Below are 22704 nucleotides of genomic sequence, written 5' to 3' on the forward strand. Positions count from 1 at the left end.
TTTTGGTGCCGAACAATTTTAGGTTGTTTTTTCCGGGTCTTCGGAATGAGAAAGCAGCTGCGGGCGACGTTGCCGGGTGCGTTCAAGTGCTTTTTCATAGCGCCACCGGGCAATTTTTTCATGGTCCCCGCTCAATAAAATTTCAGGCACTTTCCACCCGCGGAAGTCGGCCGGCCGGGTGTAAACAGGAGGGGAGAGCAGCTGATCCTGAAATGAATCGCTGAGAGCCGAAGTTTCATCGTTTAGTACGCCGGGTATGAGCCGGGCAACTGCATCGGTAACAACGGCAGCCGCAAGCTCACCTCCTGAAATGACATAGTCCCCTATGGAGAGTTCCATGGTTACAAAATGTTCCCGGATGCGTTCATCAATGCCTTTGTAATGGCCGCAAATCAGCATCAGGGTCTGTTTAAGAGAGAGCCGGTTGGCAACAGCCTGGGTAAAGGGCTCGCCATCGGGTGTCAGGAAAATGATTTCATCGTATGCACGTTGTGCTTTCAGGCTTTCAATGGCCCTGGCCAGTGGTTCGGGCATCAGTACCATACCAGCTCCTCCACCGTAGGGATAATCATCAATCTGCTTGTGTGAATAAGGTGTATAATCGCGCAGATTGTGTACCTGGATATGCAGCAAACCCTTATCCTGTGCTCTTTTCAGGATGGAATGGCTGAAAGGACTTTCCAGTAGCTGGGGTACTGCGCTGATAATATCAATTCGCATAGCCAATAATCCTTAAAGATACACATCCAGAAGACCTTCCGGAAGACGAAGATGAAGTTGCCTTTTCCTGGAATCAGTAGCCACCCATGTCTGTTCATTGAGCGGAATCAATATTTCTTTTTGCTGGTAGAAAGTTTTTAAAATCAGCTGGGTCGGGGCTTCGATGATTTCTTCCACCAGACCCAGGCACCCCGGGGATGATTTGTCTTGGATGTGAATTTCATAACCCAACAGTTGAAACGGAGAATGCGGGGCGCGGGCCCGAAATTCTTCCTCTGGAAGGTAAAGTTGTTTGTGAATGAGAGGAAGGGCCTGTTCCCGGGTTTGGATTTCCTGAAGCTGAAGCCACAATTCGTGGGTGTTGGGCAACTGGGCAGATTGGATGAAATACGGGATAAAGCTATGCTTCCTCAATTCAATAAAAACCACTTCCCATTGGTCCAGCACCGGATCTTCGCCCATGGTGTGCTGTACCACCATTTCACCCCTGATCCCCCTGACTCCCACTATTTTTCCGACGGGATAATAATTTTCAGCATATCCCGTGACCAGACGAGCCAATGGATATTGGTTTAGGATGAATGGATGCTGTTCCGAAAGATACGCGGCTATTCAGCTGCAGGCTTTGCATCCGGATTGGAAGAGGATGCCGATTTCGCTTCATCCTCTACTTTTTTCACAACCGGGGTAGCCTGTTGCATTCTGGCTTTTTTGTGATATTCCCTCCGGGCAGCAATTTTCTTTTCATGTTCTGCGTTCCATTTTTCAAAACGCTCCCAGGCTGTTTGTTCATCGAACAAGCCCAGTTTTACACCTCTGAGCAGGTGCTTCAGGTAGAGGATGCCCTTGAAGGACAGAATGCGCCGTACTGTATCGGTAGGTTGAGCCCCTTTCTGCAGCCAGTGCAAGGCCTTGTTTCGGTCAATGGAAATGGTGGCCGGAACGGTTAAGGGGTTGTAGATTCCGATTTTCTGGATGAACTTCCCATCGCGTGGAGCCCTGGAATCGGCCACTACAATGAAATAATATGGTTTCTTTTTGGCTCCGTGGCGTTGTAATCTGATTTTTACTGGCATAAATAAACGAATTATTTTTTTGCGAGTATCGCGTGCAAAACTACAAGATTCCTCAAGAAAAATCTATTATCTCTCAGGAAAATTTTATAGATATCCGGATTTTAATTTTTTCTGATGTGTAAAGGGTTAATCGATCCCATTTTATTCATCATCTTCATCATCTGGCGCATTTGTTCGAACTGTTTGAGGAATTGGTTGACTTCCTGAATGTCGCGTCCGGATCCTTGTGCAATTCTGCGACGCCGGCTGCCGTCGATGATGTCGGGGTTGGCCCGTTCCTCCGGTGTCATGGAATTGATGATGGCTTCAATGCCCTTAAAGGCATCGTCGTTCAGGTCCAAATTTTTCAGTTGTTTGCCCATGCCCGGGATCATGGCGAGCAGATCTTTCAGGTTACCCATTTTTCGGATCTGCGCCAGTTGTTCTTTAAAATCGTTTAAGTCAAACTGGTTTTTGCGGATCTTTTTTTCCAGGCGTTTGGCCATTTCGGCATCGTACTGTTCCTGGGCTTTTTCCACCAGGGAAACAATATCGCCCATGCCCAGGATGCGCTGAGCCATCCGGTCGGGGTAAAATATATCGAGTGTATCGGGCTTTTCTCCCGCACTTACAAATTTGATAGGCTTTTGAATGGTGTATTTAATGGAAAGTGCGGCGCCACCGCGGGTGTCTCCGTCCATTTTGGTCAGGACTACACCCGTAAAAGCCAGCCGGTCGTGGAAGGCTTTTGCCGTGTTAACGGCATCTTGGCCGGTCATGGCATCTGCCACAAACAGAATTTCTTCCGGATTCACAGCTGCTTTGATATCGGCTACTTCCTGCATCATGGCTTCATCGATAGCCAACCGTCCGGCCGTATCGATAATCACCACCTGATAACCGTGATTTTTGGCTTCTGTAACGGCTTTTCGGGCAATTTCCACAGCCGGAAGACCTTCTTCAGAAAAAACGGGAACCTGGATTTGCTGGCCGATGACCTTGAGCTGTTCGATGGCTGCGGGTCGGTAAATATCGGCAGCTACGAGCAAGGGTGATTTATGCAACTTTTGGCGGATGAAATAAGCCAGTTTCCCGGAAAATGTGGTTTTACCAGACCCTTGCAGGCCCACAACCAATATCACGGATGGCTTTTGCTCCAGGGAAAGAGAGGCAGCTTGGCCGCCCATTAACGCAGTGAGTTCATCCTGCACAAGCTTTACCATGAGCTGCCCGGGCGACACAGCTTGCAAGACCTTCGCACCGAGGGCTTTTTCTTTGACCCGATCTGTGAATTCTTTGGCAATCTTGTAGTGCACATCTGCATCCACCAGGGCGCGGCGAATTTCCTTCAATGTGGATGCTACATTGATTTCTGTGATGCGGCCCTGGCCTTTAAGCTGTTTAAAAGCCGATTCCAGCCTTTCCGATAAAGATTCAAACATCTGATTTGCACATTAGGTGTGCAAAATTATGCGCTTTCCGGCCAAAACGAAAGGAGAGGCTCAGTCTATGCACCCAGAAAATGGCGCAGATGCTTGCACCGCGAAGCCGTACGCAGTTTATTGATGGCTTTGTCTTTGATTTGGCGTACCCGTTCGCGAGTAAGGCCGAATTTTTCTCCGATATCTTCCAGCGACATGGGATGTTCCACTCCTATCCCGAAATACAATTTCACCACATCTTTCTGGCGTTCGGTAAGGGTGGAAAGGGAACGTTCAATTTCCCGCCGCAGTGATTCATGATAGGTTAAGGCTAAATCAGCACTTTCGGAGTTGGGATTTTCCAGAATATCCAGCAGGGAGCCCTCTTCCCCTTCGGCAAACGGAGCATCCACAGAAACGGGTCTTCCAGAAAGCCCCAGGGTGGCTTCTACTTCTTCCGGCTGAATATCCAGGACTTCGGCCAATTCCTCTGCAGATGGCTCCCGTTCGTACTCCTGTTCCAGCTGGCAATAGGTTTTGCTGATTTTGTTCGAAAGGCCAACCTTGTTCAATGGAAGCCTTACAATGCGCGATTGCTCGGCCAATGCCTGCAGAATGGATTGGCGGATCCACCAGACAGCGTAGGAAATAAACTTAAATCCCCGTGTTTCATCAAATCGCTGAGCTGCTTTGATAAGCCCCAGATTGCCTTCGTTGATCAGATCGCAGAGAGAAAGCCCCTGGTTCTGGTATTGCTTGGCAACCGATACCACAAAGCGTAAATTGGCCTTGGTAAGCTTTTCCAGCGCTTTTTGATCGCCCTGTTTAATGCGGATGGCTAATTCCACTTCTTCTTCGGGGCTCAGCAAATCTACTTTTCCAATTTCCTGCAGGTACTTTTCAAGGGACTGTGATTCACGGTTGGTAATGGATTTGGTAATCTTCAGCTGACGCATCGACATGGTAGTGGGTGGATTTTTGTAGGTTAAAAAAAATGTTAAAAGCGTGCAGCCAAATATATATATTTTTTTGATTGTTTCAAAAAATTAAAAAAATACTTTGCTTTTTTCTTTTTCAGGGTCGGATCCAGGAGGGAAACAGGTGTAGGGTATTTGAAAAATATTTTGAGGGATATATTATTTTTCTATACTTGCATGTTGAGAAGATTGTTAAATTCTTGAGCATGACCAAGCGCATTCAATACACGCTGGAGTATCCTGTACGGTGTTCGCCGGCTATTTTGTATGAATTTTTGGCAACACCAGCGGGTCTGCAGGAATGGTTTGCAGATAAGGTGGATTTGCGGGATAATGTATTTTCTTTTTCCTGGAACGGATCTGTAGAAAAAGCTCAGATCGTCGAACAAAAGCCCGAAGAGTATATTCGCCTGCGGTGGCTTAACAGCCAGAAAGATGAATATTTTGAATTCCGCATTCAGAAATCAGAGGTTACCAACGAAACTGTTCTGGTTGTAAAAGATTTTGCAGATAAAAAAGAAATTCAGGATCAATCAAGGCTTTGGGATTATCAGATAAAAGAACTTTTACATCGTATCGGAAGTTTATGAATAGATAGAATCCGGAGCCATCCCCAGACATCTGAGCAACTGGCTGTAATTTTCCACCGCAAAAGAAACAAAACCATTCCATTCCTGCAGGGGATAGCTTTTTACCAGCTTCAGAAATCGTCGCTCTTGCAGAAGGGACTGATAGGTATCGTGTGAAAGTTGTGCAAGAGCTTGATAGTCAGCACTCCCGTGCAGTTGATGGGTCCATTCTTCCTCACCACAACTCACCCACCAGCCTTGTTGCTTGCAATTTTCAAAACTGGCAAGCAGGAGCGGACGATATTGGATGAGAAAATTTCCTGAGATATGCAAGGTACAGGTAAAATAATGTCCCCACCAAAACAGACTTCTGCAGGCCAGCACATCATGCTGGCTGAAGAAACGCGGATAATCGAGTATCACATAGGGCAAGCCCTGATAATGTTCGCCCCTGGATATTTTAGCACCGGGCTGCAGCCATACTTCGGGCAGATGCCACCCTTCCAGAGTCTGCCGCAGGGCCTCATGCAATTGCCCCATCAGGGCTACGGCTTTTTGCATGATCTGGTTTTTCATCAGTATCCATTCGCTGTTTAGTACCAACTCCAGTTCCTGTGGTGAAAGCCCTAAATTTGCTGCTGATTCGCGACCTTTCATGTGTATGATTTTCGGTTATCTGTATCTATTTGGCAACAAAGATGAAGCAAAAAACAAAATCGGGCAGGGATGAAAAAACTGGATAAGCTCATCATCAAGGCCTTTCTCGGACCCTTTGTGGTTACTTTTTTCATCACCCTGTTTGTGCTGATCATGCAATTTCTGTGGAAATATATTGATGATCTGGTGGGAAAAGGATTGGAGATGGGCATTATTTTGAAATTGCTGGGCTACATGAGCACGCAAATGGTTCCCCTTGCGCTTCCGCTGGCTATTTTGCTTTCCTCCATTATGACGTTTGGGAATTTGGGTGAAAACTTTGAATTGGTTGCATTGAAATCGGCCGGTATTTCCCTGATGCGTTTTATGCAGCCCTTGATCATCTTAAGCGGTTGCATTGCCATTCTTGCTTTTTTGTTTTCCAATTATGTCATTCCATGGGCTAACCTGCATGGAGATTCCTTGTTGTACGATATCCGCAATCTCAAACATGGATTTAACATTAAACCAGGAGTGTTTTTCAATCAGCTGGAAGGTTATGCTATCCGCGTAGGGGATAAGGATCCCGACGGTAAAACCATATATCATGTGGTGATTTACGATCGCAGCATCAGCACCAGTGATAAGCTCATTCTGGCTGAGAGAGGTATCATGGAACAATCACCCAACAAGCGGTATGTGGTGTTCACTTTATTCAACGGTTGGGAATATGAAGAACGAGGCTTTAGGCCTGCAGTATCGAATGATTTCGTACGCGTACATTTTCATCGCTTTCAGAAAATCTTTGACCTGAGCTCATTTGCTTTTACACGCACACCCATTCAATTGTTTGCTGGATCCTATCAGATGTTGAATGTAAAACAGCTCAATCAGGCGATTGATTCCATTCGCTTGCAGCTGGAAGATCCGGGACGCCGGGTGAGGTCAGAAATCACACCGCACTACGCTTTTTATGCGTGGAAAGACACAGGCTGGCTGGCACATCAGGTGCCGGTACCTACGCATGTTCAGCATTTTATAGAAACCATACCCGACTCTGCGTTGAGCTATGTATTGCAAAGAATTCAGATGAATGTGGAACAGGATGATAACATGGTGCTGCAAATTGCGGCTCAGAATTATCAAGATCTGGCTGATAGCATCCGCAAACACCAGATTGAATGGCATCGCAAGTTTACCTTGTCATTTGCCTGCATGGTGCTGTTTTTAATCGGCGCTCCCCTGGGTTCTATTATTCGCAAGGGCGGATTGGGTACTCCGTTGGTATTTGCCGTAGGATTTTTTGTGGTGTATAATGTGATATCGACCATTGGCGAAAAACTGGCCCGAAACGGGGTTTTAGCTCCCTGGTTGGGCATGTGGCTGGCTACCATGGTGCTGGTGCCGATTGCCGTATTCCTGGTGTATAAAGCGCTGAACGATTCTCAGTTGTTTAATAAAGAATTTTACTATCGCCTGGGGAAACAGATACGGACATCGGTTCGACGATTTATGGGCTGGTGGCCTTTTTCAAAAGGCTAAAGCATGTTTAAACAGGAACAAACAAAAGATATTTTTCCTGAAAATAATCTCTCTGCAACAAAGGATACAAGGCATGAATCACCGGCTTGCAGCCACAATCGCGAATTTCTGCAGATAAATCTCCTCCTTTCAGGCAAATCAATCCGTTTTCCTTTCCGGCTCTGAGCATACGGCGGGCCCATTGCCACAATACAGGCAAAGGAGCAACAGCCCGACTCACGGCATAATCACAGCAGGCTGCAGGCATCTTTTCTGCCCGCTGTTGACGCGCTTCTACATGGCTTAGTTTCAGTTGATGTATGATATCCTGCACCACATGAATTTTTTTCCCAATAGAATCAATGAGAATAAATTGGGTTTCGGGAAATAAGATTGCCAGCGGAATGCCCGGAAATCCGCCGCCGGTGCCAATATCCACAACCTGTTGTCCGGGCTGAAAGTGATAACACAATCCAATGCTTAAGGAATGTAACACATGTCGTTCATACAAAGCATGGATATCTTTTCTGGAAATCACATTGATGCGTTGATTCCAGAAATGATACAGTTCTGCCAATGCAGCAAATTGGGCTTTTTGTGCAGGGGTAAGATCTGGGAAATATGCCGATATCAGTTCTGCTGAATTCTGTATATCCTGTTCAGGCATGTAAGACAAAATCATGAATTATGACCACTGGCTGCTTACTTTGCGTTTGAAAGCCAGTGGTGTAAAAATAAGGTAATACAAACAATAAGCGATATCAAACAACAGATAATAAGGCTTTAAATCATGTTCCTGCAATACCTTCATACTTTTGCGCAGAATGATGTGTTGAATCATCCACCTGCATAGCACCACACCCAGCGTAATACCCCAGAACCAAACAGGTGGCAGATGAGCAGGTGGCAACAACAAAGTCAGCAGCAACAGCCCATAAAACCCGATATGTGAAGCAGCATATAAGCCTAAGCGCAGCTGATCAGAGCGGCGATAATATTTACCCGTGGTCAGATGTCGCTTTTTCTGCATCCACCACGATTTCCAGCAGTTGCGTGCAGGGGTATAGGTAAATGCATCTGGATGTAGTACCACGGCCACGTTGCGACGGTTAGCTGCCTGGTTTACAAACAAATCATCATCGCCGGAAGGAATATGTTGATGCGATACAAAACCTTTATGGCGGAAAAATAAGGCTTTCTGATAAGCCAGGTTGCGGCCTACGCCCATATAGGGATATCCGGCAAGTGCAAAAGACAAATATTGCAAGGCGCTGAAAAAGGCATCGTATCTAATTACTTTGTTCAGCCATCCAGGTTGTTTTTCATAGGCACCATATCCCAATACAATTTCTTTTCCGGGCTGAAAGCCCTGGCTCATGCGGGCAGCCCACCATACAGAAGCAGGCCTGCAATCGGCATCTGTCAACAGCACATGTTCATACGCTGCGCTTTTGATGCCTATAGAAAGCGGAAATTTTTTTCCGGGGATCCCTTTGGCATGCTGGTAAAGCCTGATCAGACGCAGATGCGGATAAGCACCCGCAAGTTCATGCACATAACGCGCGGTATCGTCTTCAGAGCAATGATCTACGATCAACAATTCATAATTGGGTGTTCCCTCAGCTTTCAAATATCGTTGCTGCAGCCAGTAATGCATGTTTTTGCGAAGCAGATGTTCTGCATCCCGCGCACAGATGATGATGCTTAATGGAAAAGAATTGGGAATTTGTGCAATGGCTTCATCTGTTTTGTAAAATGCCAGACGTCTGAAAAAAAATAAGTAATAAAACAATTGCAAGCCGGCAACCAGCAAAAAACCAATCCAGATCAGCAGGGATACATCTATGGGTGGCATATCAGGCAACAGTCGCTCAAGAGCGGATGCAAACCTACTAAATTTATGCATCTGGAAACAAAAGCATCTACGGTAAATTCCGGATAACTTTGCAGCCGTTTATGGCTATTGGTTTTCATATTGTTCGGGAAGATGTACATAGCCGAGCACGGGCGGGATGTATTACCACAGATCATGGGGTAATTGAAACACCCATTTTTATGCCGGTAGGTACTGCCGGTGCGGTGAAGACACTTTTGCAGCAACAGCTCGATCAGGATTTGCAGGCACCCATTATTTTAGGCAATACCTATCATTTGTATTTGCGGCCGGGTACAGATATACTCCAGCAAGCGGGAGGTCTGCATCGGTTTATGCACTGGAACCGGGCTTTGCTTACTGATAGCGGCGGATATCAGGTTTTTTCCCTTGCCAAAATCAGAAAGATTACCGAAGAAGGCGTGTGGTTTCAGTCGCATATTGATGGTTCCAGGCATTTTTTTTCTCCTCAGCGTGTGATGGAAATCCAGCGCCGGATCGGAGCCGATATTGTCATGGCATTTGATGAATGCACGCCTTATCCCTGCACGCATGCTTATGCCCGCAATTCTTTGCAGCTTACCCATCGCTGGCTGGATATCTGCCTCGCATGTTTTCAGGAACAGGGTTTATATGGTTATTCGCAAACGCTTTTCCCGATTGTGCAAGGAAGTGTATATGCTGATCTGCGTAGGGCTTCAGCTGAATATATTGCAGCAAAAGAAACGGCCGGTTATGCCATTGGCGGATTGAGTGTGGGTGAGCCGGAACAAATGATGTATGAAATGACGGCATTGGTGAATGAGATTTTGCCTCCAACCAAACCTCGATATTTGATGGGAGTGGGTACGCCCTGGAATATTCTGGAAAGCATTGCTTTGGGTGTGGATATGTTTGATTGTGTGATGCCCACCCGCAACGGACGCAATGGCATGTTGTTTACCTGGCAAGGTATCATCAATATCCGCAATAAAAAATGGGCAACCGATTTTTCTGTGATTGATGAAAATACCACAGGCCCCGTAAGCACGTATTATTCAAAAGCCTATTTGCGTCATCTGTTTGTATCTAATGAAATCACGGGCCTGCAAATCGCAACCCTGCATAATCTCAGCTTTTACCTGCAATTGGTGAGGGAAGCCCGCAAACATATCCTGCAGGGCGATTTTCTTTCCTGGAAAAATGAAATCATCCCCCGTTTGAAATCAAGATTGTAAATCCGGTGGATCAGACTTTACGATATTATATTTCCACATATTATCCTGATAGCGCTGAAATGCTTTTTTGAAAAAAATATAATTCAGGCCCACAACAAGTGCTGCTATGCAAATTCCGCCCAATATATCTGATGGATAGTGTACACCCAGATCCATCCGGGAATAGCCTACCACAGAGGCCCATCCCAGCAATACAGGCATCATCCAGCGTTTTCTGCGAAAGGCAATACTCATGGAAAATGCTACAGCAAATGCACCCGTGGTGTGTCCGGAAGGAAATGACCAACCGCCACCACTCGTCTTTTTCTCAATGAAAGCATAAGTATGCCATGGCCTTGGCCGCTGTACTATATTTTTAAGACTCCATGAACATAGGCTGGCAGTAACTAAGCAAGAAATTACGAACCAGGCCTTTATTCGTATATAAGCATCTTTCTGACGAAAAGCAACATAAAAGCAAATCAGTGGAATCAATATGCTCACATAAGCAGCACTGTAGGTGATTATATTCATAGCAGCATCCCAGGTGGGAGCATGATGGAGGTTTAATTTCTCCAAAAGATGAAGGTCCCAGCGCGGAAAATCAAGTAAAAAACTTTTAATGAAGTTGTGAACCAGGAAAATTTCATGTTTCATATTCACTATCAGTCTTGGTTGATAGGTTATCTGTGCTTGCTGTTTTTCTATATCGATGCTAAGTTTAAAAAAGATGCTGAAGAAAATTTGAAAAGGAAATTAATTTTTAGTTAATGTAGGGTTTGGAAATGATGCAGGCGGTAAATAAAGAATTTTCGGGCAAGCCGACCTCCCCGATATTGAGGGATTACCATTGGAGTATCAATATGCTGAAATAAAGGACCATAAGTAGCATACACGTCGAAATAATAGTTGGAAGGCACGATGCAATATGCATCATCACCAGGTTTTAGCTGCCTGGGTTGAGGACGCCAGATGGCATATTCATGTAAATCATCTATCGCTCCTATTCCCTGCATGGGCTGATGCGTATAATAGCTGATGTAGAATTGTTCATGTGCCAGAGGGAACCATTTGCCGGCAACGATAAAAGCATCTTTGGGCATACGTCCTTCTTGTACGTCATGCTGATAAACCTGCTGAAACTGCTGACTGATTTTGCGCCATCCGTACATATCGAGTGTAAAATCTCCCGAACCGTATTCCATCGGATCATGGCTGCCGACCGTGCCGGGATAATCCATAATCATCCAGCATCCTCCGAGGATGATAACCAGAAATATGCTCATCACCCATCTTATCACAACAGGAAATTTTTTCTCTGATACATGGCGTGCATCTATGTAAGCCGCTACCAGCAAAAGCAGGCTGCTGTATGCCGGTCCGCTCCAGTGTGGCAAAATGCTACGAAAAAGAGATATGCCAAGCAAAATACCGATCAGCGGCAAGCTGCAAGAAAGCAATATGCGGATGGTTTGTGGTGTAAGGGCTTGAAATTTTTTCCGGAAAATCTGTATCAAGCAAATCCAGGTAAGTATATACAGCAATGGATGATGGTAAAAACATTCGCCTAAAATTTCCGTTACAAAATAATTCAAGTGAATGTGCGATTGTGCTACATCTACCCGCTGGCTGTGATAGGTATAGGTGATGAAATGATGTTGTACATTCCAGATCAGGATAGGTATGATGCAAATGAGGGTGATACCTGCAGCAACGTAAACATATGGATTCTTCAGGGTTTTCCGGCGAAACAGCAGCAGATACAAAGCAGCTCCCATCCAAAGAAAAATTCCATGAATCTTGCTCAGGGTAGCCAGGCCTGTCCATATTCCGAAAGCCAGCCATGCAAGCGGTTTATCGGTATCATCATTTGCTATGCGCAGCAGGCTTCGCAAGGCCAGCCACCAGAAGAGGATCTGCGGCGAATCGGGCAGTATGAATACGCCCGCCAGGATGCTGCTGTACAAAGCACATGCATAGCATAGAGCAGCTATCCACCCGGTACGTTCATTGCGTACCATGCGGCCAGTATCATATACCACATACATCGTGAGGGCTGAACACAGCACGGCACCCAGCCGCACAAACAATTCCTGATGCAGGTGCGTACCCAGCGTGGTAAGCCATATCAACCAACCTACCATAGGTGGATGATCAAAATAACTCCATGCCGGATGCAAGGCATAGGTCCAGTAGTACACTTCATCGTTTCCTAACGGCAGTACAAATGCAAGAACGAGATGCAGAAGTGTGGTGATAAAAATCAGCAAAGCAATGGAGCCTGCATATGGTTTTGCAGAAAAGCGCATGCAACGTGGTTTACGTGTAGCTAAAATAATGCAAAAACACAACAGCTTCTGCTCGCAGATACCCGTGCCGATATGCAAAGCATTATCTTTGCTGATTCATGGAACCAATGGATGTTGTATATGCGGAAACTCGACTGGTACATTCTGCGTAAATTTCTGGGAACATTTTTTTATGCCATTGGTATTTTGATTGTTATTACCGTGGTGATTGATATTTCCGAGAAACTGGATGATTTTGTGAAGAGCCATCTTTCTATAAAACAACTGATTTTTGAATATTACATTGGATTTATTCCGCACATTGCGGCTTTGCTGTTTCCTTTGTTTGTATTTATTGCTGTTATTTTTTTCACTTCCAGGCTGGCTTATCGTTCTGAAATCATTGCCATGCTAAGCGCTGGTATCAGTTTTCGACGCATGCTCCGCGCTTATTGGGTGGGGGGGGTGTTGTTATGTATATTGCTCTGGGCTGGCAACCGATGGGTGGTTCCGCGTGCTGACAGGATAAGGGATGCCTTTGAGGATAAATATGTGAATGATGTAGATGAAAGCAAGCAAATCAGCAATGTACATCTGCGCATCGATAGTTTCAGCTACGTGACGATGTATATTTATGATCCGATTTACAAATATGCTTCAGGGTTTAAGCTGGAAAAAATCCGCAACCAGGACTTGTATTACCGGCTGGAGGCGCAGAATGTACGCTGGGACTCCACGCATAAAACCTGGAATACGGGGCCTTGTGTCATCCGTACGTTCAATGGTTTGCAGGAAACAGCCCGGCAGATAGCCGATACCAGCCTGAAGATTCCACTATCGCCGGAAGATCTGATTCAACGAAGCAATATCACTGAAACCCTTACCACACCTGAGCTGAACGCCTATATTGCCCGTGAAAAATTACGTGGAAGCGAAGGCATCAATGCGTTGTACGTGGAAAAATATCGCCGGGATGCCTCAGCGGTAGCGGTTGTGATTCTAACCTTGATTGGTGTGGCCATTGCGAGCCGGAAGGTGAGGGGCGGTAGCGGTTTGCATCTGGCTATCGGAATTGTGATTGGTTCGGCTTATATAGTAGTGTTGCAGTTTTCCTATACCTTTTCTGTCAAAGGCAATCTTTCGCCTTTCGTAGCGGTATGGCTGCCCAATGTGCTGTTTGGAGCCGTTGCATTTGCTTTGTTACGCCGCGCGCCCAAGTGATCAGACGATCATCGTCGTGCATACCTGGCAGCCTTGCAAATCATCTTTCATCAGTTGCCTGTTGCCTGCCATGAAATCCCTAAATTTGTACAATTTAGAAGCATTGCTTTCCCGTTGTCTGTTGTCAAACAATCCGTCCGGGGGGAACATAATTGTTTATTCAGCAATAAAACTGGTAGTATGAGTACTTTAAAAGAAAAATTCAAGGCCAAAGCCGATGAACAGGCTGCCCGCGTCAGGAAATTAATGCAGGAATATGGTCATACCAAAATCGGTGAAATTACTTTATCGCAGGTATACCAGGGCATGCGTGGAGTGATTGGTTTGGTTACGGAAACTTCTTTGCTGGATCCCAATGAGGGCATCCGTTTTCGGGGTTATTCCATTCCGCAGTTGCGCAAACAATTGCCCAAAGCTCCCGGAGGGCATGAGCCCCTGCCAGAAGGATTATTTTATTTGATGCTTCTGGGTGAATTGCCCACTGAACAGGATGTAATTGATATGTCGAATGCATGGGGAAGGCGCTCCCATGTGCCCAATCATGTGTTTGATGCTATTGATGCCTTACCCTTATCCACACATCCCATGACAATGTTTACAATAGGCATCATGGCTATGCAAACTGAATCCCGTTTTGCCAAAGCCTATGCTTCGGGTAAAATAGGAAAGGCCGACTATTGGGATTATACTTTTGAAGATGCCATGAACCTGATTGCCCGTCTGCCTCGTATTGCTGCTTATATCTATCGTCGCAAATACAAGGGGGGTGATAATATACAACCCGATCATTCCCTTGACTGGGCGGCCAATTTCGCTCACATGCTGGGTTATGACGATGAAAGCTTCTATGAACTGATGCGGCTGTACATGACCATTCATGCCGATCATGAAGGAGGTAATGTAAGCGCACATACCGTGCATCTGGTAGGATCGGCCTTGAGCGATCCCTATCTGGCTTTCTCGGCCGGGATGAATGGCCTGGCCGGGCCTTTGCATGGGCTTGCCAATCAGGAAGTCATCAAGTGGATTAAGAACATGCAGCAGGAACTGGGTGGTGGTTTGCCCGGCAAGGAACAAATTGCCGCATTTGTGCACAAAACCCTGAGCGAAGGCAAGGTAATACCCGGGTATGGGCACGCTGTGCTGCGGCAAACCGATCCTCGTTTTCTGGCTCAGATGGATTTTGCCAAAAAACATTTACCCGACGATGAACTGGTGAACCTGGTCTGGCGTATTTACGAAGTAGTGCCACCCATCTTGCAGGAACTGGGTAAGGTGAAAAACCCCTGGCCCAATGTAGATGCACACTCCGGTGCCTTGCTGGAGCATTATGGATTGGTTGAGTATGAGTTTTACACCGTTTTATTCGGCGTTTCCCGATCGTTGGGCGTACTGGCCTCTCTTTGCTGGGATCGTGCACTGGGGCTGCCTATCGAGCGACCCAAATCAGTAACCACCGAATGGCTGGAGCAGTTTGTAAAAGGGCAACTCCAGTCGGTGGAACATTCCACGCATGCGGGTAGTGAAGAATCCTGATTCATGCTGTCCAGAATTATTTGATTGATATATCGGCCATGCCGGCATATGCAACATCCATATGGAGTATTCCGGTGGAGTACATCAAAGGGGTTGGCCCCCAGCGGGCTGAGTTGTTGAAAAAAGAACTCCGGATTTTCACAGGCCGTGATTTGCTGATGCTTTTCCCTTACCGGTATTATGACCGTTCGGAAATTACTCCCATTGCCAGGTTGACGGCCGACCAGGAGTATGTCCAGGTGAAAGGTTTAATCACCCAGATTCATCAGACGGAAGGCACCCGATGGAGCAGTACAGCCCGACTGGTGGCAGAGTTGCACGATGACACTGGATTTGTGCAGCTGATTTGGTTTAATGGCTGGCAATGGGTGAAGAAAAGCCTTCTCACCGGCAAAACCTATCTGGTGTTTGGCCGGCTTTCCTTTTTCAACGGTATTCCGCAGATTGTTCATCCCGAACTGAGCGATCCACACCAGGCGCAGGCCGGATGGGCCTTTGAGCCGGTTTATCCTTCTACGGAAAAACTCAGGGCACGAGGACTTAACAGCCGGGGCATGGCCCGTATCATGGCGGCATTCTGGGAAAAAATCCGGGAAAATGATATTCCGGAAAATATCCCTGTATCTGTGCGTGAGACCTACCAGCTTATGGATCGTGGCAAGGCTTTCCGGGCAATTCATTTTCCGGGGAGCTGGCAGGAAGCCGAAGTAGCGCGCCGTCGCCTGAAATTCGAAGAGCTTTTTCTGTCGCAGGTGCGCATAGCCATGCTGCGCAACACCCATCATCATGAGTCTAAGGGATGGGTATTTCAACAGGTAGGTGAATTGTTCAACAGCTTGTATAACCGCCTGCCTTTTTCACTTACCGAAGCCCAAAAACGCGTAATCCGGGAAATCCGTCGCGACACGCTTTCCGGTCACCAGATGAACCGGCTGCTCCAGGGTGATGTGGGCAGCGGTAAAACCATTGTGGCCTTGCTGGTTATGCTGCTGGCAGTAGATAATGGCTTTCAGGCCTGCCTGATGGCGCCCACAGAAATTCTTGCCCAGCAGCATTATCGTCATATCACAGAACTTCTGGAGGGTTTGCCTGTGGAAGTGGCTTTGCTTACCGGCAATGTTCGTGGGCAGCAGCGAAAGCAGATCCTGGAAGGTATAACCAGCGGAAGCATTCAGCTGTTAATTGGTACCCATGCTCTGATTGAAGATACAGTGCAGTTTGCCCGGCTGGGGCTGGCTGTGATTGATGAACAACATCGGTTTGGAGTGGCTCAGCGGGCTGCACTTTGGGAAAAAAGCGAAATTCCTCCCCACGTACTGGTGATGACCGCCACACCCATACCGCGAACCCTGGCTATGACTGTGTACGGCGACCTGGATGTTTCTGTGATTGATCAGCTGCCACCGGGCAGAAAAAAAATCATTACAGTACACCGAACCAGCGACAGGCGCCATCAGGTAATGGACTTCGTAAAATCCCAGATCCGCCAGGGGCGCCAGGCTTATATTGTATATCCATTGATAGAAGAATCAGAAAAGCTGGATTACGAAAACCTCATGCGGGGGTATGAAGAAGTAAAAGCCTATTTTCCCGAGCCGGATTTTCGCATCAGCATGGTGCACGGCCAACAATCGCCTGAAGTAAGAAACACCAACATGCAACGTTTTGTGCAAGGCATCACTCATATTATGGTTGCCACCACGGTTATTGAAGTGGGCGTGCACGTACCGAATGCTACCATCATGGTCATTGAAAGTGCAGAAAAATTCGGCCTTTCCCAGTTGCATCAGCTCAGGGGAAGGGTAGGACGCGGCGAGCATGCATCATATTGTATTTTGCTCACAGCACCTGAAATAGGAAAGGAAGCCATGGAGCGAATCCGGGTGATGACCCAAACCGATAATGGCTTTCTGATAGCTGAAAAAGATTTGCAACTCAGAGGCCCGGGAGATATAGAAGGCACCCGGCAAAGTGGTGTGATGGAATTTAAACTGGCCGACGTGGTAAAGGATAACGATTTGCTGATGCAGGCCCGGGAAGCAGCCCTGCGGCTGGTGGAACAGGATCCCCTGCTAATGCAGCCAGAAAACCAGTGTTTGCTGAACTGGCTCCAGCAGGACCATAAAAAAAACAACTGGAGTAAAATTTCTTAATCCCTCAAAAGCAACCGATCGAAGCGATATTTACGTTATTCCGTACAGGTGACTCAGACTGAAAGCATATTTCTTCACATGCCTGACCATATCCGTATCAGGAAGGTGTTTTTTGCACGCACAAATTCCCTTCTTGGCAGGGGATTGAGATATGGCTGGGCTTTATTCGCCTGTTTGTTGCTGGCCGGTTTGGCCAATGGTCAATCGTCTTTCGGGGATATCAGCTTTCAGACAAACAATGGGCAATGGCCTGCCGATGTGCTCTTCCGGGCTGATCTGGGATCAGGCCAGTATGTGGTGCTCAGCCGCCAGGGATTTGGTGTGGTGCTCTACGACACGGCAGATATGAAACATTTCTGGTCATTATTTCATGGAGGTGCACCGGAAATTTCTTCTTCCCGCAACCCCGTTCACCGTCCGAGAAGCCGGTTCCCACAAGCAATTCCTTCTGCCGCTGCAGCATTTCCTGTCACCTTGCATGGCGTGTATTATCAGGTTCATTTCCTCAATAGTCAATCCCCCAGTAGTATACAATTTGATCATCCGAGTACGACCTATTACAATTATTTCATTGGCAATGACCCTGCCCGTTGGGCTACCCATGTGGAGGGTTACGGGGGGATCACCTACGAACAGATTTATCCGGGTATTGATGTGCGGTTTTATTTTGAAGCCGGCCGCCTGAAATATGACTGGATGCTTCAGCCCGGTGCCCAGATCAGCCAAATCAGCCTCCAGTATCAGGGCATTGAGAGCATGGAAATCCGCAAGGGTAATCTGTTGATTAAAACGGCTGTGGGAACCATTACGGAGCTGGAGCCTTTTTGCTATCAATATGTGGAAGGACAACGCCGGCAAATTCCCTGTCGTTATGTGATCAACCGGCAGCAGGTAGGCTTTCAGGTTACCGGTGCCTATGATCCGCATCTGCCCCTCATCATTGATCCGGTGGTCATCTTTGCTACATTCACGGGCTCTACGGCCGACAACTGGGGGTTTACGGCTACCTATGATGCACAGGGTAATTTCTACGCAGGAGGCATCGTGTTCGACAGTGGTTACCCGGTTACACCCGGAGCTTTTCAGCAGACTTTTGGGGGTGGACAAATTGAATCCAATTATTATGGTTATGATATGGCGATTGCCAAATTCGATCCGACAGGGAAACGATTGCTGTACGCCACTTATCTGGGTGGCAGTGGCAATGAACAGCCACATAGCCTGATTCTGAATCATCAGGGAAATCTGATTATTGCCGGAAGAACCAATTCACCCAATTTCCCTCACGACCATGCTTATGGTCCGCTGGGGAATTATGACATTGTGGTAGCTGAATTAAATCCTACGGGCTCGGTATTGCTCCACAGCACGGTGATTGGTGGAAAAAACGATGATGGGGTGAACATCACCTATGTACGCGAGGCCGGCACCGTTTCGCTCATGCAAAACTATGGCGATGATGCCCGCAGCGAAGTGGTGGTGGATAACAGCGATAATATTTATCTGGCCAGCTGCAGCCAGTCGCCCGATTTCCCCACTACAGCCGGAGTCTTCCAGCCCGGGAAGGGTGATCGCTCCCAACCCCATTCCGGCTCGCGAACAGCCTATATCGATGGTACATTGTACACCTTTTCTTATGCTTATTATGACCAGGATGCCGTAGTCATCAAGCTGCATCCCGATTGCAGTCTGGCGTGGGCCAGCTTTTTAGGCGGCTCGGGCGATGATGCCGCTTATGTGATCGACCTGGATCCGGCAGGAAATATTTATGTTGGAGGTGCGACCTCAAGCGGCAATCTGCCCTCGGGTAAACTGCCCGGCGTGCTTCAGCCTTCATACCAGGGCAATATGGCCGATGGATTTGTAGCCGAGATCAGCAACGATGGTACCCAGCTGCTGCGCCGCACCTATCTGGGTACGAATGGCATCGACGAAGTATATGGATTAGCTTTTGATCAACAGGGATATCCCTATGTGTGCGGCACTACGACGGGCAGCTGGCCGGTGGTCAATGCTCCCTATCGCCAGCCTGGTGGCAAGCAGTTCATTGCCAAGTTGAAGCCCGACCTCAGCGGATATGTCTATTCCACCACTTTTGGCAAGGGTGGCACCGAACCAGATATTTCTCCGGTAGCTTTTCTGGTGGACCGCTGTGAAAATGTGTATGTATCCGGCTGGGGTGGGGATATCAACAGCCAGTATGGGGGCTTTGTGCACGGGGGCCAGTCCACATCTGGACTGTATATCACTTCCGACGCCCTGCAGAAAACCACCGACGGGTCTGATTTTTATTTCTTTGTGTTGAAACGAAACGCTGCCAGTGTGCTTTATGCCAGCTATTGGGGTGGATCCGGTATCTGGGAACATGTGGATGGAGGTACCAGTCGGTTCGATCCTATGGGTGTGATCTATGAGGCAATTTGTGGAGGCTGTGGCGGGTATTCCAATGAACCGATTACACCCGGGGTATGGTCGCCCGTGAACCGAAGCGACAATTGCAATGAGGTAGCGTTGAAGATAGCGTTTAATTTGAGTGGGGTACATGTTGGGTTGAAGGCTTTGAATGGGGACACGAGCGGGTGTGTGCCGTTTACGGTGGAGATCAGCGACACGGCTGGGTTAGCCAAGCAATACGTGTGGGATTTTGGGGATGGGACGCCGCCGGTGAAGACGAGTGCGTCCAGCCAGCAGCATACGTATAATGCGGTAGGACAGTACCGGGTGATGGTGGTGGGGATAGATTCGGCGAGTTGCAACATAGCCGACACGGGGTACATGTGGGTGAAGGTAGGGGATAATCCGGCCGAGATTGGTTTTCGGGTGGAGAAGGTAGGGCCGTGCACGAGCTATCGGTATCGGTTCATCAACACGAGTGTAGCGTTGGGAGGGGGTGGTTTTACGGGCAGTTCGTTTGTATGGGATTTTGGGGATGGGACGCCGCCGGTGGAGGCAGGGTTGGACACGGTGGAGCATGGGTATGGGGGTCCGGGGGTATACCGGGTGATGTTGCGGTTGGTGGACACGAGTTTTTGCAATGCGCCGGCCGATAGTGTGGTGGTGTTGCGGGTAGCCTCGAATGTGAAGGCAGGATTTGAGGTGGACAGTGTAGGGTGCATACCTTATGAGGCGGAGTTTGAGAACACGAGTTTGGGGGGTAGTAGTTTTGAGTGGGATTTTGGGGATGGGACGACGAGCACGGAGGTGAATCCGGTACATGAGTACAGCAAGGCTGGGGTGTATGTGGTGCGATTGGTAGCCAACGACAGTACGACGTGCAACCGGACGGATACGGTGGTAGATACGATACGGGTGTATGGGAGGCCGGTGTCGTCGTTTGTGGTGAGTCCGGTGCCGCCGCAGGAGAATGTGGCGGAGGTGTTCACCAACCAGAGCCAGGGAGCGGTGAGGTGGTGGTGGGAGTTTGGGGATGGGACGGGAGACACGACGTATAATGCGAGTCATATATATCCGAAGACGGGGGTGTATGAGGCATGTTTACGGGTAGCCAATGAGTGGGGATGTGAGGACACGAGTTGCCAGGCTGTGGAGGCGTTGATCAATCCGTTGTTTGATGTGCCGAGTGCGTTTTCGCCGAATGGGGATGGGGTGAATGATGTGTTTCGGGTGCGGGGATTTGGGATAGAGCGGTTTGAGATGGAGATATACAATCGGTGGGGGCAGAAGGTGTATGAGAGCCGGGATGTGAATCAGGGATGGGATGGGACATACAGGGGCAAGCCACAGCCGATGGATGCCTATGCCTACGTGATCCATATCCAGTTCACCGATGGAACCCGTGTCACCCGCACCGGAAACGTAACACTTTTACGGTAACCCTTTATGCAATAAATCATGAATACGCGCATCAAATGCCGTTATCTGTTCCGGCTCAGCCGGGGTGGCCTTTGCAGAAGTTTTGTGCAGAGCCTGTGGGGGATCGTACTGGTGCTTTTCACTGAACACATACATGCCCAGGATTTGCATTTCTCCCAGTACTTTTCAGCTCCGCTGCTTACCAATCCGGCCAATACGGGCTTTATTCCCGATGCGAATTATCGGTTGGGTGTGGATTATCGCGATCAGTGGACTACCATTCCGGTGCCCTACCGTACCATGTCGGCCTTTGGTGATGCCCAGCTGTTGCGCAACCGGCTTACCTATGGATGGCTTGGCGTGGGTGGCGTGGTGTTGCAGGATGTAGCCGGGAGTGGCGATCTGACTTCCACGAAAGTATATGCTTCTCTGGCCTATCATCAGCTATTGGGCTTGGGCAGCTTGTTGTCGGCAGGATTCAATGTGGGATATGCGCGCAAGAGCATTAACCTCAGCAAGCTTACTTTTGACGACCAGTGGAACGGAAAGTTTTTCGATGCATCCTTGCCAACCAATGAATACAGTGCCATCACCCAAACCAGCGTCAGCTATATGGATTTGCAGGCAGGTTTAAACTATGCGTATTTTCCGAATGATCATATCTATCTTAACTTAGGCTTTTCTGCACAGCATTTAAATACTCCGAGAGAAACTTTTTACAACGGTGATAATCGTATTCCCCGGCGATATATTGGTTTTGTCAATGCCAGCATTCAGGTTTCCAGCCAGATAATCATCAATCCCAACGGATATTATTCGTTGCAATCCGGAGCCCATGAACTGGTAGCCGGTGGCTATCTGCAGGTGAATCTTTCAGGCGATGGTGCGCAGCAGTTATTGGGGGGGATATATTATCGTTTTGGCGATGCACTAATTCCAATGGTGGGTTATCAGCTGAACAACCTCAGGTTAATGTTTAGTTATGACGCAACCGTTTCTTCCCTGGGTTCGAATATTCAGCATAATGGAGCTTATGAAGTATCTTTGATTTATCAAGGATTGTATCAAAATGGAACTTATCGCCGTGAAGAAAAAAAGTTTCGCTGCCCCAGTTTTTAGCAGAAAATATCTGTTATCATTATGCATAATCTGTATGTATGCAATCATGCTTCATGCACAGGATCGTTCCATGTATATTCCCCCGGAACAAAGAGTTGAAACTCCACAAGCAAATCAAGCGGAGCAATCATATGGTGCTACATCTCGTTTCTTTGTAGGTGGTAATTTTGGTTTTACTTTTTTGGGTGATTATAATTATGTAGGAATCTCACCGCTCGTTGGTTATCGGCTTACATCGTGGTTTTCACCGGGCATCAATCTGAATCTGAATTTTGTAACTGATAAAACCGTCCCTGACCAGACAACACATTATACTACCATAGGTGCTGGAGTGTTTACGCGGTTTTTCCCTTTTCAATGGTTGTATTTGCAAATACAACCCGAATATAATCAGTATCAGGTGAAAGTAAAAAGTGGCGGCACAACAATTGATCAGCAAACTTATCATGTGTTCAGCCTGTTGATGGGAGGTGGCTATGTGCAACGCATCAGTGAAAATGCTTACTTTAATTTTGGTGTGTTGTATGATGTGATTCAAAATCCGCATTCACCTTATTACGGTATTCCCGTCGTGCAAGGTGGCATCAATCTGGGATTCTGAATTTT

Annotated in this window: 19 protein-coding genes; 9 read left to right on the forward strand and 10 right to left on the reverse strand. The window is 47.5% G+C overall.

Translation table 11 applies throughout. The features are described 5' to 3' along the window. Positions 1 to 18: 18 nt before the first annotated feature. From trmD to BM367_RS07745, 5 genes are all read right to left on the reverse strand, one after another. Complete coding sequence (trmD, locus tag BM367_RS07725) at positions 19 to 720, reverse strand: tRNA (guanosine(37)-N1)-methyltransferase TrmD (RefSeq protein ID WP_092459536.1); 702 nt, start codon at positions 718 to 720, stop codon at positions 19 to 21. Between the two features lie 12 nt (positions 721 to 732). Beyond that, on the reverse strand, positions 733 to 1281 hold the full coding sequence (locus BM367_RS07730) for a ribosome maturation factor RimM (protein WP_092459538.1): 549 nt from the start codon (positions 1279 to 1281) through the stop codon (positions 733 to 735). Positions 1282 to 1328: 47 nt separating this feature from the next. Beyond that, positions 1329 to 1796 (reverse strand): 30S ribosomal protein S16, encoded by a 468-nt coding sequence (gene rpsP / locus BM367_RS12285; RefSeq protein ID WP_092459540.1) that lies wholly within the window; start codon positions 1794 to 1796, stop codon positions 1329 to 1331. A 101-nt stretch (positions 1797 to 1897) separates the two neighbouring features. Next, positions 1898 to 3217 carry a signal recognition particle protein gene (gene ffh, locus BM367_RS07740; RefSeq protein WP_092459542.1) on the reverse strand — a complete coding sequence of 440 codons (1320 nt, stop codon included), beginning with the start codon at positions 3215 to 3217 and terminating at the stop codon, positions 1898 to 1900. A gap of 65 nt (positions 3218 to 3282) precedes the next feature. After that, the gene (locus tag BM367_RS07745) at positions 3283 to 4158 is read right to left on the reverse strand and encodes a sigma-70 family RNA polymerase sigma factor (protein WP_222842593.1); all 876 of its coding nucleotides are present in this window, start codon (positions 4156 to 4158) and stop codon (positions 3283 to 3285) included. 221 nt (positions 4159 to 4379) lie between these two features. Here BM367_RS07745 and BM367_RS07750 point away from each other — a divergent pair, with 221 nt between their 5' ends. Beyond that, positions 4380 to 4763, forward strand: a complete 384-nt coding sequence (locus BM367_RS07750; protein WP_092460969.1) for an START-like domain-containing protein — start codon at positions 4380 to 4382, stop codon at positions 4761 to 4763. Here the strand turns inward: BM367_RS07750 and BM367_RS07755 are convergent. Continuing rightward, positions 4758 to 5399, reverse strand: coding sequence for a hypothetical protein (locus BM367_RS07755; RefSeq protein WP_092459546.1), 642 nt, complete (start codon positions 5397 to 5399; stop codon positions 4758 to 4760). The two genes, BM367_RS07750 and BM367_RS07755, sit on opposite strands and share 6 nt — an antisense overlap. Before the next feature lie 69 nt (positions 5400 to 5468). Here BM367_RS07755 and BM367_RS07760 point away from each other — a divergent pair, with 69 nt between their 5' ends. Beyond that, complete coding sequence (locus BM367_RS07760; RefSeq protein ID WP_092459548.1) at positions 5469 to 6920, forward strand: LptF/LptG family permease; 1452 nt, start codon at positions 5469 to 5471, stop codon at positions 6918 to 6920. A gap of 7 nt (positions 6921 to 6927) precedes the next feature. Here BM367_RS07760 and rsmG read toward each other — a convergent pair whose 3' ends face one another. Beyond that, the gene (gene rsmG / locus BM367_RS07765; RefSeq protein WP_245759933.1) at positions 6928 to 7581 is read right to left on the reverse strand and encodes a 16S rRNA (guanine(527)-N(7))-methyltransferase RsmG; all 654 of its coding nucleotides are present in this window, start codon (positions 7579 to 7581) and stop codon (positions 6928 to 6930) included. Positions 7582 to 7584: 3 nt separating this feature from the next. Beyond that, entirely contained in the window at positions 7585 to 8805 is a 1221-nt protein-coding gene (locus BM367_RS07770) for a glycosyltransferase (protein WP_092459550.1), read from the reverse strand. 50 nt (positions 8806 to 8855) lie between these two features. On the opposite strand from BM367_RS07770, the gene tgt reads away from it, so the two are divergent. Next, on the forward strand, positions 8856 to 9989 hold the full coding sequence (gene tgt / locus BM367_RS07775; protein ID WP_222842594.1) for a tRNA guanosine(34) transglycosylase Tgt: 1134 nt from the start codon (positions 8856 to 8858) through the stop codon (positions 9987 to 9989). On the opposite strand, the gene BM367_RS07780 is transcribed toward tgt, so the two are convergent. Together BM367_RS07780 and BM367_RS07785 are read right to left on the reverse strand one after the other, a co-directional pair. Further along, positions 9978 to 10625 carry a phosphatase PAP2 family protein gene (locus BM367_RS07780; RefSeq protein ID WP_092459552.1) on the reverse strand — a complete coding sequence of 216 codons (648 nt, stop codon included), beginning with the start codon at positions 10623 to 10625 and terminating at the stop codon, positions 9978 to 9980. The genes tgt and BM367_RS07780 overlap by 12 nt on opposite strands. A gap of 110 nt (positions 10626 to 10735) precedes the next feature. Next, positions 10736 to 12277: an ArnT family glycosyltransferase gene (locus tag BM367_RS07785; RefSeq protein WP_092459554.1), complete on the reverse strand. Its 1542-nt coding sequence runs from the start codon at positions 12275 to 12277 to the stop codon at positions 10736 to 10738. 72 nt (positions 12278 to 12349) lie between these two features. On the opposite strand from BM367_RS07785, the gene BM367_RS07790 reads away from it, so the two are divergent. The 6 genes from BM367_RS07790 (at position 12350) to BM367_RS07815 (ending at position 22699) form a co-directional block, all read left to right on the forward strand. After that, positions 12350 to 13477, forward strand: a complete 1128-nt coding sequence (locus tag BM367_RS07790; RefSeq protein ID WP_092459556.1) for an LptF/LptG family permease — start codon at positions 12350 to 12352, stop codon at positions 13475 to 13477. Between the two features lie 180 nt (positions 13478 to 13657). Next, positions 13658 to 15013, forward strand: a complete 1356-nt coding sequence (locus tag BM367_RS07795; RefSeq protein WP_092459558.1) for a citrate (Si)-synthase, eukaryotic — start codon at positions 13658 to 13660, stop codon at positions 15011 to 15013. Positions 15014 to 15051: 38 nt separating this feature from the next. Then, positions 15052 to 17166, forward strand: coding sequence for an ATP-dependent DNA helicase RecG (gene recG / locus BM367_RS07800; RefSeq protein ID WP_092459560.1), 2115 nt, complete (start codon positions 15052 to 15054; stop codon positions 17164 to 17166). Between the two features lie 78 nt (positions 17167 to 17244). Continuing rightward, complete coding sequence (locus tag BM367_RS07805; protein WP_092459562.1) at positions 17245 to 21000, forward strand: DUF7948 domain-containing protein; 3756 nt, start codon at positions 17245 to 17247, stop codon at positions 20998 to 21000. Positions 21001 to 21018: 18 nt separating this feature from the next. Then, entirely contained in the window at positions 21019 to 22098 is a 1080-nt protein-coding gene (locus BM367_RS07810) for a PorP/SprF family type IX secretion system membrane protein (RefSeq protein WP_092459563.1), read from the forward strand. Between the two features lie 46 nt (positions 22099 to 22144). Continuing rightward, the gene (locus BM367_RS07815) at positions 22145 to 22699 is read left to right on the forward strand and encodes a hypothetical protein (RefSeq protein WP_177224157.1); all 555 of its coding nucleotides are present in this window, start codon (positions 22145 to 22147) and stop codon (positions 22697 to 22699) included. Positions 22700 to 22704 lie beyond the last annotated feature (5 nt).

This window comes from Thermoflavifilum thermophilum (genome assembly GCF_900116565.1).
Taxonomy (GTDB): domain Bacteria; phylum Bacteroidota; class Bacteroidia; order Chitinophagales; family Chitinophagaceae; genus Thermoflavifilum; species Thermoflavifilum thermophilum.

Bases quoted from the DNA above. Each gene is read 5' to 3' on its own strand.
- trmD (WP_092459536.1), bottom strand. From the start codon at position 720: ATGCGAATTGATATTATCAGCGCAGTACCCCAGCTACTGGAAAGTCCT.
- rpsP (WP_092459540.1), bottom strand. From the start codon at position 1,796: ATGCCAGTAAAAATCAGATTACAACGCCACGGAGCCAAAAAGAAACCA.
- ffh (WP_092459542.1), bottom strand. From the start codon at position 3,217: ATGTTTGAATCTTTATCGGAAAGGCTGGAATCGGCTTTTAAACAGCTT.
- BM367_RS07745 (WP_222842593.1), bottom strand. From the start codon at position 4,158: ATGTCGATGCGTCAGCTGAAGATTACCAAATCCATTACCAACCGTGAA.
- BM367_RS07750 (WP_092460969.1), top strand. From the start codon at position 4,380: ATGACCAAGCGCATTCAATACACGCTGGAGTATCCTGTACGGTGTTCG.
- BM367_RS07755 (WP_092459546.1), bottom strand. From the start codon at position 5,399: ATGAAAGGTCGCGAATCAGCAGCAAATTTAGGGCTTTCACCACAGGAA.
- BM367_RS07760 (WP_092459548.1), top strand. From the start codon at position 5,469: ATGAAAAAACTGGATAAGCTCATCATCAAGGCCTTTCTCGGACCCTTT.
- rsmG (WP_245759933.1), bottom strand. From the start codon at position 7,581: ATGATTTTGTCTTACATGCCTGAACAGGATATACAGAATTCAGCAGAA.
- BM367_RS07770 (WP_092459550.1), bottom strand. From the start codon at position 8,805: ATGCATAAATTTAGTAGGTTTGCATCCGCTCTTGAGCGACTGTTGCCT.
- tgt (WP_222842594.1), top strand. From the start codon at position 8,856: ATGGCTATTGGTTTTCATATTGTTCGGGAAGATGTACATAGCCGAGCA.
- BM367_RS07780 (WP_092459552.1), bottom strand. From the start codon at position 10,625: ATGAAACATGAAATTTTCCTGGTTCACAACTTCATTAAAAGTTTTTTA.
- BM367_RS07785 (WP_092459554.1), bottom strand. From the start codon at position 12,277: ATGCGCTTTTCTGCAAAACCATATGCAGGCTCCATTGCTTTGCTGATT.
- BM367_RS07790 (WP_092459556.1), top strand. From the start codon at position 12,350: ATGCAAAGCATTATCTTTGCTGATTCATGGAACCAATGGATGTTGTAT.
- BM367_RS07795 (WP_092459558.1), top strand. From the start codon at position 13,658: ATGAGTACTTTAAAAGAAAAATTCAAGGCCAAAGCCGATGAACAGGCT.
- recG (WP_092459560.1), top strand. From the start codon at position 15,052: ATGCCGGCATATGCAACATCCATATGGAGTATTCCGGTGGAGTACATC.
- BM367_RS07805 (WP_092459562.1), top strand. From the start codon at position 17,245: ATGCCTGACCATATCCGTATCAGGAAGGTGTTTTTTGCACGCACAAAT.
- BM367_RS07810 (WP_092459563.1), top strand. From the start codon at position 21,019: ATGAATACGCGCATCAAATGCCGTTATCTGTTCCGGCTCAGCCGGGGT.
- BM367_RS07815 (WP_177224157.1), top strand. From the start codon at position 22,145: ATGCTTCATGCACAGGATCGTTCCATGTATATTCCCCCGGAACAAAGA.